The organism is Waterburya sp., from assembly GCF_058530065.1.
The window spans coordinates 1-11,560 of record NZ_JBZNBU010000082.1 but is presented as its reverse complement, the minus strand read 5'-3'; the positions used below and the strand labels follow the sequence as shown (position 1 = coordinate 11,560).

Here is an 11,560-nt window from a genome sequence, read left to right as displayed (position 1 = left end):
TGAGGCGATCGTAACTCAACTCAGAAATAGCGGTGAAGAAATCCCCGAAAACGCTCGTGGGGCTTGTCAGGACTTCGATTTAGGCGATCGCGCCCTCCGTTTGTTTGCCGTAACCTGGACGATTGAAGAAACCCCAGATAATCCAGAATGGAGTTTACTCTTAATATTGGGAGCAACACCCGATAATTATTTACCCCAAGGCTTGAAATTATTAGTAAAAGAAGGGGATACAGTCTTGGACGAAAAAGAAATTGAGGGAGATACCGCAGATTCTTATCTTTATACTCAGGTAATCGGTGAATTAGAGGAACAATTTACCGTTAGCGTTAGCTTAAACGACGGCACGATAGTTACTTTCCCTAATTTTATTTTTAATTAAGCAAACTATTAATTAATCGGATGAATTTTCGACTGGAAATACAACAAATCGATCGCACCTGTCTGTTTAAACTGATTTGGCATAACGGACAGCAAATTTCGACGATTTTAGCTTATCCCGAAACTCTATCAGAACTATATGCTAATTGGAGAAAAGCATATCTTGGCTTCTATAAAACTGCCTTGAGGGCGAGAGTGCGGAAGCCCAAAAATGAAGGGGGACAAATAGATCTGCCTCAAGATAAACACCGCCAATTAGTTCAAGCAGAAGCGCAATTACTCGCGGAATTTCAACGCTGGTTGCGACAGTCAGAACTCTATGAAATTAGAGCTAAGATAGCCAGTCAGGGTAAAACTAACTTTCCCGTACATCTATTTCTTACCTGTAGCGAAGAACTAATCAGACTACCTTGGGAAACTTGGACATTGGGAGAAGAGTTTGGCTGTCAGGTGGCGATCGCTCGTACTCCCGCTCGCATGACTAGTTCGGGTAATAAAGTCAAGCAAAAACGAAAACCCCGCATTCTAGCTATCTTAGGAGACGATACGGGATTAGATCTGACGGGCGATCGCAATTCTCTCGCAGCAATTGCCCAGCTAGCAAAAATTGAATTTGTGACTTGGCAACCCCAACAGCCAGCAAGGGAAATCAAACAGCAGATTGTCGATCAACTAACCGATCCTCAAGGCTGGGAGGTCTTATTTTTTGCGGGACATAGTAACGAAACTGCAATAACAGGGGGAGAACTAGCGATCGCGCCTAATCTGGCTATTTCCGTCGCCGAAATTGCCCTCCAGTTAAAAATAGCCCTAGCTAATGGCTTGCAATTTGCCTTGTTTAATTCCTGTAGTGGTTTGAGTATTGCTAATTCCCTGATCGATTTGGGTATGAGTCAGGTAGCTATCATGCGCGAACCGATTCACAATCAAGTAGCTCAAGTCTTTCTAGTGCAGTTACTACGGGCTTTAGCTAACTATGAAAACGTCCAACAAGCTTTAAACAGTACCGTCGCCTATCTCCAACAAGAACAGCTTGCCTATCCTTCTGCCCATCTAATTCCTTCCTTGTTTTGTCATCCCGATGCCGACTTATTTCGCATTCAGCCTTGGGGTTGGCAGCAGCAACTTAAAAAATGGTTGCCCAAGGGAAAAGAATTCGCGATCGCCACTTCCCTCTGTTTGCTGAGTATTTTACCTCCCGTACAAAATTTTCTGCTAGATAAAAGAACTTTAACCCAAGCTATCTATCGCGACTTGACGGGACAAATTCCTGCTACTCTTGCCCCCGTAACTTTAGTGCATATTGACGAACTATCATTGCAAAAGGCAGACATTCAACGTCCAATACCGATGGATCGTCGGTATTTAGCTAGTTTGGTCGATCGCCTGGTAGCTGCCGAAGCCAAGGTTATTGGTATTGATTATTTATTAGATCGCCCCCAAGCTAAAAACGATCCGATTTTGGCACAGTCTGTGAATAACGCCAGGGAAACCAATTTTATCTTTGCTGCCATCAAACAACCAAATGGAGCAATATTAGGGGTAACGGAAGAGACGGGAATCAATCTAGAGGGAATTTTCCAGGGCTACACTACCGATAGTTCTCCCAATTATTATTTAAGTCTGCCCTTAGACAATGATTGTAATTCCACTTGTCCTTTTGCTTATGTTTTAGATGCGATCGAGTCGGGAAAGCAATCCACCCTCAAGCAGCATCCCCTAACTACTGCATCCCAATATTTTAGCCAACAATGGTTGCGCCCCATTCAAGACTTTTCCCTTCCTCCCCATCTAGTTTATCAACGCCTCCCCGCTTGGCAGTTATTAGAGGAAGATTTACCCAGTCTCAGCCAGCAAATCGTAATTATTGGTTCTGGAGGCTATAACGAAGCAGGTTTAGTAGCAGGTTCGGATAACTTCCCTACTCCTTCAGCAGTCAGCTATTGGCAACCAGAAAGACGCTTGGATCTAAATCGGACTCCCTTTACAGGTTCGGAATTTCTGGCATACATGACTCACCACTGGATGAAAGATCGTTTGGTAATTCCCCTTCCCGAACTTGGGGCGGTGTTGGCAGCTTTATTAGTCGCCAAAGGAATAAAGCTGAGGTTGTCGTCAACAGAAATAAATCCTCGTTGGCTGCTAGGTATGTTATCTGGCGGTACTTTGTTTTACGGTATCGTAGCTTTGCAACTATATATTACGGGTGCTATTTTGCTTCCCTGGCTGTTGCCATCAATCGCCATCTGGATTTATGTAATATCTTCGATCAAAAATAGATCTCATGAATAAACTAAATTTTATAACATCTAAATTAATCATTATTTTAATTGCAACTACTTGTTTGATACCTCAGACTTCTATTGCCCAAGAACAAAAAAATAATAATGTTCGAGTTGAATCTAATTCTCTATTACAACGCATCATCAGTTTATTTAAAGCACCAGAAAACAGCCTGACCACTAGAAGTAGAATTTGTTTTATTGCCCCTGGTAACATTGGCGAACAGACAGTTTGGAGCGATCGCCCGTTATTAGTTATGAGAGGAACTATACCCCAAGGCAAAATTAATCTTTATAGTTCTAGTGCTAACTTCAACTACGAACGAGACGCTCAATTACTTTGGACGCAAGAAATCCCTGCCAACACTACTACTATTCCCTATCAAGGGGAAGAATTACAGCCAGGATTTACCTATGATTGGGAATTTATCGCCGAAGGAGAAGCTAACCCGCCTCTTAGCTTTATTCTAATACCAGAAGCAGACAGAAAAGCGATCGCCGATCGACTAACAGCAATTACTACCGATCTACAAACCAAAAAAGCAACTCCAGAAGATATTGCGATCGCCCAATCAGACTATTTTGTCAGCCAGCAATTATGGTCTGATGCCCTTCAGCAACTATATTTGGTGACTAATCCTTCTGCCAATCTAACCAATAAAATTAACGAGATCGAACAACATCTTTGTCAAGCAAATTAATCTTATTAACCTGAGTTTGGGATCGGAAAATTTATCTGTGAGGGTAGCTATCAGCCAATCGTGACAAGTTAAGAAAAAAATGTTTGCTACAAATGATGTTGTTAGTTCGGGGTTGTTAATTGTTTTCCCCTACACCCCTGAACTCTGAACTCTGACCTCTGACCTCTGACCTATAAAAGCTATATGTAGCATTCTTTTTTAGATTTCAGATAAAATAGTTTCTCTAGCGCTAGTTTGCATTGGTTTCAATTAAACGTATAGAAAGTAATATTTCTGCTAAAGTTCTTTGCCAGGCATAATACCAACCCCGCCAGCCGTCTAAAATGCCACCTTTAAAAATAAGACAATAAAAGAAAATAATTATCGGCGCAATAAATTTTTGAGCGCGAATTTTGTCTGCCAAACTTAATTCAGTTTGAGGCGTTTCTAAAAGTTTTTTAGCTTCAATAATCATGTAGCGATCTTGAGCTTGTAGCCAGCGAGACAAAGGCTTGCGATCGTCGTGATAGATAAAAGATTTAAGATTACCCGATCGCCCTTTGATAACTACTCTGTGGGCGTGTCCGTCATTAATATAATGAGCTTTTTTAGTTCTAAATAAAACTTGGCGTTCTGGTAGTAATGTTCCTTTTAAGGGATTACCAAATATACAGTATTTAAAATTAACAAAATAACCATCAAATAACTTTTCCACATCTAAATAATTAATTTCTTCAATTAAAGAGTCTGTTAGAGTATAGTCAGCATCAATAGATAATGCCCATTCAGAATTAATTTGCTTTAAACCAAAGTTACATTGCTCGGCAAAACTATCGAAATCTCGATAAAATACTTCTGCCTGGGGGTAAGACTTAATAATATTTATTGTCTCATCACTGCTATGGCTATCAATAATAACAATTCTTTTTGCCCAAGTAAGCCGAGATAAAGTACGCTCTATGTTAGAAGCTTCATTATAAGTAAGAATTAAAGGTGTAATTCTTTCTAAAACCATAGTTACCAGAAATCTGTTACAAAATTATAAATACTATTTTTGGGTTCAAGAAATTATAAATCAATCAGTAAATTTATTTAATAAGTTAGTAGTATAAATACATAACATTGATTTCCATAAGAAAGGTATACGCCCTGCAAAGCTGAATTTTTCTATTTTTAATCCTTCTGATAAGCTACCATTACCGCAGCCAAGATCTAAAATTCGCAGATTTTCACTATTAGTAGAATTTTTTACTCGATCTAATAATTTTATCAAGGGATTCAATAAGTAATTATGATGGTGTTCTGGTTGATTATTTTGATAGATATATTCAGATTTTTGAGCATTAGATATCATAGTTTTTCCTCAACTTTCAATTAAGAGTTAAATACTTATTGTCTAAACCATTTAAAGAATTACTAGCCAGTTTTTGATAGATAGTAGTTAAATTGTTGGCGATCGCTTTCCAAGTATAATTTTGTAAAATTAATTCCCTCCCTCTGACTCGTCTGGCTTGATTTTCTTGTCGGTCTTGCAAGCTAAATAAAGACTCTTGAATTGTGCTGGCAATAGAATCTATTTCGACTGGTGCGATCGAACCCAATTTATGTTTAATTACTACTGAAGATAGAGGAACTCCAGGGGTAGTAACGATTGATAATCCCGCAAAAATTGCTTCTAATACTGCTAGACCAAAACTTTCTGAATGAGAAGTTAAAGTAAAGATATCCGAGCCTTGTAAAAATAAATTTTTTCTTTCTCCTTCGACAAAACCAGCCTGATAAGTCTTATGTTTGATTCCCGAAGTTTGCAATAGATTATTAACTTTGGCTTCATATTCTGGCGTACCGTTACCAGCCAAAAGAAAAGTAAAAGGAAGATTTTTAAGTTTACCCAAAGCAGGAATGAGATACTCTAAACCTTTTTTTTGATGAAGACGAGACATAAACAAAATAATTGGTTCGTCTTGAGGAATTTTTAATTCTGCTCGTAACTTAGAACGAGCATCGGGAATTGAAGGTGGTATGGATAAACCGTAGGGTAAGACAAAATTTTGGGTATCAAAACCTAAAGTTGCTACTTGCTGTTTTTCTAAATCGGCAGTAAATTCGATCGCTCGACTGCGATTGAGGTTGGCTCTTTCTATAAGTGCCAAATAAATTTGTTTTTTGATACTACTTTGTTGTAGCGACCAAGTACACAGCAGTCCATTAGGTCGGACAATATAAGGCACTTGTTTGATTCTGGCGATTGCCATAGTTACGGTGCAGGTATAGGAAAAGATGGCATGGAGATGAACTAAGTCATATTCTTGAATGTGTTGCCATATCCATTGAGTGAATTGTGCGGAAAAAGCATATTCTCTAATTGGCGCGATTGCGGGTGAAAAACGGGGAAAAAAGCGCGTGGGTACTTGTTGATATTCTATTAATTGCCCCAAAGGCACGTCTAGCAAATCTACACCATTGTCGTTAGTAGTAACAATTTCTGCCTCAACCCCTAAATCTCTCAAAGCTTTAACGGTATCGATAATTGCTTGACTAGGACCACCCCTAACGAAAGCTACTGAAGGTATGATGTGAAGTATTTTCATCTAATTAATTAGTTATTGCTAGAGTTTGTTTGACTGCTTGGTGAAATTTGTTTACCCCATCGGTTAAAGAGTGTTGAGTGACGCTATGTATCGCAGTTTGGGAATAATTATTTAATTCTTCGGCAGAAAGTAGTACCGATCTCTTCATAACTTTATAGAGAGCTTCAGCATCATCTGTAGGTATAATCCATCCATTGCGATCGTTTTCGATTAGGTCTAAAGCAGCACCAGTACGCTTTGTAGCAATTACAGGCAATCCCGCAGCCAATCCCTCAGGAACGACTAAAGCCCAGCCATCATGACGAGAAGGAGCGCATAAAATATCTGCTTGTTGATAGTATTCGGGTAATTTCTCCCAGGTTTGAAAGCCAAAAAACTGGACTCTATCTTGATACTTAGCTAGTTTTGCAGTTAATTCTGGCTTTAATTCGCCTTCTCCTACTAAATGCAGCCTAATATAAGGAAATTCTGCTGCTAAACGAGCAAAAGCCGTTGCTAATAAATCGACTCCTTTGCGTTTAATTAATGCTCCCGAATAAAGAAAAGTTCTAGTAGTCCTAGAATAGGAAACTGGTTTCTTTTTTTCCTGAAAGCGAGTCAGATCTGAGAAATAAGGAAAATTAACATATTGGCGGTTAGAACCAAATTCGCGACGATATCTATCTACACCCCAAGATCCTACTCCCCAAATGGCAGCTTGAGATGTATGCAGTTTCGATAGTTTCCCACGACGATATAGATATCCCAACCAGTTATCATGTTTGAAACCAGGACGTTCTCCCCAAAAACACCAGGGGACATGATTGACTATGCAGCGATCGATTAATTTACCAACCCTGGGATGAGCGTAGTAATTAAATACAAACAGATCGACATGGGGAATTTCTGCTTCCAATTGTTGATAAACAGCTTCGCAGTCATCGAGAATTAAATAATCGTGTTGAAGATTTGATTGTTGCCAGAGTTTGGCGATCGCCGTATCAGATTTACCATAAAGATAGGCTACTTTAAGCTCGAATAATTGCGATGCCGCGATCGCATTAAATAATTCTACCTGATAGGGAGATGGAATATAAGTTAATATAAGTAATCTAGGCATTCTTAAGTAATAAATAATAAGTAATGAATGACTAAAAATTTTTCTGCTTGGGTAACATTAACCAAGAGATAGACATCCATGCCAAGATGGCATAGCTCATCAAAACCAAATCCAACAAAGAGCGAAATCCAGCAAAAATGCACATCGTACTCAGACTATAAACAATGGCACTGGAAGACTCTTTTTGTTTCACTAGTAATTTACTAACTATTTTTGCCAGTCCACCATAAATTAACCCTCCTAAAAAAACGCCTATAAAACCAGCGCATACATACCAATCTCCAATTACGCTATAGCTCAAAGTAACTCCTTCTACACCCAAGACACTAGGTAAATCGAAACCAGAAGATTCTGGTTTGCTGCGCCAAAGTACTCTTGGAATAGGTCTAACTAAAGGAAAAATAATCTGATTGATGTAAGTATGGGGATGATATCTCGGTACTAAAGTTATAGTTTGAGCCAAACGTAAAAAATTATCGTCAACATGGAGGTGTTCGTATTGGAATTCTTTTCTATCTTGTAATGCTGCCTGAAATCCTGTATTTCTGTATTCCAACATCGATTGCATGGAAACCAGCACAATAGCAACACTAGCTAAAACTACTACTATTTGTTTGATCGTTAGTCTATGCTGTTCTAAAACCCAACATAAAATTGCTGCACCCAAAACTACTCCAACAATACGACGACTGCCAGCTTGAGCTAAAAAAGCCACCATCAAACCCGAAAGACAGATGGAAATAATTAAACGAGAATTTATACGACGGAGTCTGACGGCTAATAAGGTAGTAAGAGTAGGCAACAGATAGCCAAAATAATCCAAATGATCGACAAATGAATTCCAACCGCCAAAATTTCCTCTAGACCAAGGTGCAGCCCAACGGTTACTTCCAAGATGAAACAGCATGACTTGAGGATTAAAACCAGAAGGAATGGCATATTTCAAAATTGCTATGCTGAAAAAGATTAAAATTAGCTTGTATAAAGTAGATACACTTAGCTGATGATTGGCAGCTTTTAAGAGAGGTTGTGGTGGAGACATGGGAGAAATCATTACTGCTAGCCATACCCCCGAAACAAACAAACCAATACTAAAGAAAGTTGCCGCAACATTTTCGCGGGGTATTCTTTCCATTGCGTAGGCTTGCTGTAGCAAATCTAATAACAGCCAATAGATAGGTGATAAAGCTAAAATATGTTCTACTCTTAGTAAGCTTCTCAAACTACGACAGGCAGCAGCTATGGGTGCAACAGATAATCCAATAGTCAGTACTAGCGCGCTAGGAAATAGAGCGTCAACAGTAGTAGTATTGGCTGGCATGATGAATATTGCCATTAAAGTGCCGATTACAGTGCTAGCTAATCCCAAACTCGGGTAAATTGGATATTCTCGTTTTAACCAAATGGAAGTTAATAGTTTTGGTAACGGTTTAGCTAGATTATTGGGGATCATTTTAATAAGTAACAAGTAATAAGTAACAAGTAATAAGTAATAAGTAATAAGTAATAAGCAATAAGTAATAAAAGCTTTTAATAGTTATTGCGTGCTATTTTTGATAAATTACTATTTAATTTATCTAGACTAAAATTTGTAATAGTATCTTGAGAATTTTGGGAAAATTTTGTTAGTTCTTGGGGATTTTTCAAACAGTAATTTATCGCAGATGCGATCGCACCTCCCGTGATATTCGGCAATATTAACCCATTAATTCGATCTTTGACCACCGCACCACAAAATTGTGAAGTAACAATTGGTAGTTGCCAACTTTGAGCTTCTAATTGAGTTAATCCAAAGCCATCGGAAAGGGTGGGAAATAAGAATATATCTGCTTGTTGGTAATAGTAATTTGTTTTACTGCGAGCAACTATACCAATGAATTTGATTTTAGGATGTTTTTTTAAGTTGGCTGGAATTTTAATTCCTATTTTTCCTACAAACCAAAATTCTACAGGTCGATCTTTTAATAATTCAATTGCCTTGAATATTGCAGCAATACCCTTACGTAAGATTACTTGTCCGAGAAAGAGAATTTTTAAAGGAAGTTCTTGAGAAAATTCTTGGGGATAAGTTCTAATGAATGTCTTTATTTGAGATGAAGGGTTATAAGCTAAAGGAACGATTTGTATTTTTTGGCGATCGATTCCTGTTTGTTCTAGGGCTTGTTTAGACCATTGGGAATTAACTAGAATCTTATCTGCTATATAACATTCTTTTTGCCAATCTAACCAATATTGTTGGGGCATTATTGTGGATTGAGATTGAAACTGAGGATATTTTTTTACTTCTTCAGTGACTAGTTTATGTTCGATGATTCCTGGATCTATTTGTCCCAATATTGTTTGCCAGCCTCTTTGTTTGGCATATCTAAAGATTTCTAGGGCAGCATAACTATAGGCAAATAAAATAATATTGCGATCGCGTATATTTAATTTCTCTATTTCTGCAATAACTTGTTGCTGCCACCAATGATTGCGATCGATAATTTTATCCCAGCCTTTAACTTTCAATAGTTTTTGTTTAACCTCCCAAGCGATCGCTTTTTCAGTAAAAGATGTGACTTTATTTTGATCAATTTCAGGATGGTATCTTTCTTTTAGTTTGGGTAATAAAAAAACGGGCGATCTCCCGATAAAAGAATTAGGAACAATCCAACTATCTGTAATTAAATATTTGAGCTTATTTTGCTGTTGTAAAGATGTAGGAATTGAATAATGCTCTCTCGCTCCTATTTGACAGCAAATCCAATTTAAGTTACTAACGTCCTTATCTTCAGTCATATTATTAATAATTAGTTGTAATTAAGCAATTAAGTATAAGGAAGATTTTGCCAAGAGTTGAATATTTCTAAAGACATTAAGTGTCGATTATGTTTATAGCGAGATATTTGCTGAAATCCTGCTAACTCTCCTTGTATTAGTCCCCAACGTCTAACTTTTAAAGATAATATAAATCGCGAAATTAAAGTCCTAATTTGTTTGATTATTTTTAATTGCTGGGGAACAAACCAGTCATTCCATAACACATTGTTTCGCGAACCATAAAAATCCATGCGCCACCAATTTCTACCTTCATTAGATGCTGTATGATGAATTAAAAAGTTAGGATAATGATAGCAATGTAAATTCTCTTGAAAAGCCCTCGCTGCTATTTCCATCTCTTCTCCTTGATGGACTAACATTTCACAATAGCCATTCAGTTTTAAAAAGCGATCGCGATGCAACAAATGCCCGCAACCGATGAAAGATCTTACTTTATAGGGTAAGTTTTTTTCGGATTTGTTTTCAAATTTTTTTTGTACGGGATTATAGATAGGAAAGCTCAAACAAAATAAATCTGATTGGACTTCAGCAAATTCTACTGCTGCTTTTAAAGACCCTAAAACTGGATAGGAATCATCATCCAAACTTAAATAATATTTGGTCTTAATTTCTTTAGCTATTTGATTGCGTCTAGCTATATAGCCAGATGATTTATCGAATCTTTTTAGCTCGATGTTTAAATCCCAGCGATCTAATTCAAAAGGACAAGAAATATCGGAACAATCATCGTAAATTAAAATTTTTGAAGACTTTAAATTACTCTGAGCTATCTTAGCCAAGGTGATTTCTAAATCTTGCCAGCGATTTTTAGTAGCAATACCAATGGAAACTAAATCGGCTAAATTAAACTTTGTCATTGCTTTAATATCTTTAACAAGTAACAACTGGTGAGTTTTTATATCTCATGACTTTGGCAGGAATCCCAACTGCGATCGCACCCTCAGGAATATCTTTTGTAACCACACTTCCCGCACCAATTACTACATCGTTGCCTATGGTTACTCCCTTAAGAATCGTTACATTTGCCCCCAGCCAGACGCGATCGCCAATAATTACTGGTTCGGCTATCATAGGTTGTTGGAGAGGAGGCAAACTGGGATCTAAACCATGATCGTGATCGGTTAAGTAACAGTTTGGTCCTATGGCGCAATCTTTACCGATAGTTAAAGACTCGATCGCATCAATAAAAGTATGGCGATTGACATAAGTATTTGCATCGATATATATTTTGGGGCGATCTGAAATTTCTCCACTACATAACAGAATCACATCTCGATCTAAAGCGCAATTTGCTTTGATTTCGATATCTGCATAATTGCGAGGAATTTCAATTTTTCGCAGCCATACATAGCCATCTAGCTTTACTCCTAAAGAGCGATAGTAAAAGTTACGCCAGCGACTAGCTAGTCCATGAAAAATTCGCTTGCTAAATTCAACTAGTTTCAGTATCGATTTCATAATTTACTACCTATTGTTTGATAACTCATGGAGATAATTTCGGGGATTGCTTTTAGTTTGCCCAATATTACTTGCGGTAAAGATTTCCAATCCGATGCCAAACAAGCTGCAAGATGGAATAATTGCAGAATTAATAGTTTGCTATAGTCTTTTAATGCTCTTCTTTCTAATACTTGCGTCATCACATAATGACGGTTGACTAGCTCCATTTTTGCCACTATTCTTCGATCGTTTTTATGATCTCCTGGCTGA

General features: G+C 37.7%; 11 protein-coding genes and 1 pseudogene. 3 read left to right on the top strand and 9 right to left on the bottom strand.

Features of this window, described 5'->3' with window-relative positions:
- The 3 genes from AC33VI_RS05505 to AC33VI_RS05495 form a co-directional block, all read left to right on the top strand.
- The coding region (locus AC33VI_RS05505) for a DUF1822 family protein (protein ID WP_491781261.1) at window positions 1-379 on the top strand (379 nt) is incomplete at its 5' end.
- A 20-nt stretch (window positions 380-399) separates the two neighbouring features.
- Window positions 400-2,670 carry a CHASE2 domain-containing protein gene (locus AC33VI_RS05500; protein WP_491781260.1) on the top strand — a complete coding sequence of 757 codons (2,271 nt, stop codon included), beginning with the start codon at window positions 400-402 and terminating at the stop codon, window positions 2,668-2,670.
- A complete protein-coding gene (locus AC33VI_RS05495) occupies window positions 2,663-3,361 on the top strand; it encodes a hypothetical protein (RefSeq protein ID WP_491781259.1) in 699 nt (232 codons plus the stop codon). Before AC33VI_RS05500 ends, AC33VI_RS05495 begins: the two co-directional genes overlap by 8 nt.
- Before the next feature lie 229 nt (window positions 3,362-3,590).
- Here the strand turns inward: AC33VI_RS05495 and AC33VI_RS05490 are convergent, their stop codons facing one another.
- From AC33VI_RS05490 to AC33VI_RS05450, 9 genes and pseudogenes are all read right to left on the bottom strand, one after another.
- Entirely contained in the window at window positions 3,591-4,355 is a 765-nt protein-coding gene (locus AC33VI_RS05490; protein WP_491781258.1) for a glycosyltransferase family 2 protein, read from the bottom strand.
- A 60-nt stretch (window positions 4,356-4,415) separates the two neighbouring features.
- A complete protein-coding gene (locus tag AC33VI_RS05485; RefSeq protein WP_491781257.1) occupies window positions 4,416-4,694 on the bottom strand; it encodes a hypothetical protein in 279 nt (92 codons plus the stop codon).
- A gap of 16 nt (window positions 4,695-4,710) precedes the next feature.
- Window positions 4,711-5,931, bottom strand: a complete 1,221-nt coding sequence (locus tag AC33VI_RS05480; RefSeq protein ID WP_491781256.1) for a glycosyltransferase — start codon at window positions 5,929-5,931, stop codon at window positions 4,711-4,713.
- Window positions 5,932-5,935: 4 nt separating this feature from the next.
- Window positions 5,936-7,030, bottom strand: coding sequence for a glycosyltransferase family 4 protein (locus AC33VI_RS05475; RefSeq protein ID WP_491781255.1), 1,095 nt, complete (start codon window positions 7,028-7,030; stop codon window positions 5,936-5,938).
- A gap of 31 nt (window positions 7,031-7,061) precedes the next feature.
- The gene (locus AC33VI_RS05470; RefSeq protein ID WP_491781254.1) at window positions 7,062-8,483 is read right to left on the bottom strand and encodes an O-antigen polymerase; all 1,422 of its coding nucleotides are present in this window, start codon (window positions 8,481-8,483) and stop codon (window positions 7,062-7,064) included.
- A gap of 77 nt (window positions 8,484-8,560) precedes the next feature.
- On the bottom strand, window positions 8,561-9,808 hold the full coding sequence (locus tag AC33VI_RS05465; protein WP_491781253.1) for a glycosyltransferase family 4 protein: 1,248 nt from the start codon (window positions 9,806-9,808) through the stop codon (window positions 8,561-8,563).
- A gap of 29 nt (window positions 9,809-9,837) precedes the next feature.
- On the bottom strand, window positions 9,838-10,707 hold the full coding sequence (locus AC33VI_RS05460; protein WP_491781252.1) for a glycosyltransferase family 2 protein: 870 nt from the start codon (window positions 10,705-10,707) through the stop codon (window positions 9,838-9,840).
- Window positions 10,708-10,720: 13 nt separating this feature from the next.
- Window positions 10,721-11,308, bottom strand: coding sequence for an acyltransferase (locus tag AC33VI_RS05455; protein ID WP_491781251.1), 588 nt, complete (start codon window positions 11,306-11,308; stop codon window positions 10,721-10,723).
- Window positions 11,305-11,560 (bottom strand): annotated as a pseudogene (locus AC33VI_RS05450) (glycosyltransferase family 2 protein); the annotation flags it as partial. The gene AC33VI_RS05455 and the pseudogene AC33VI_RS05450, both read right to left, overlap by 4 nt.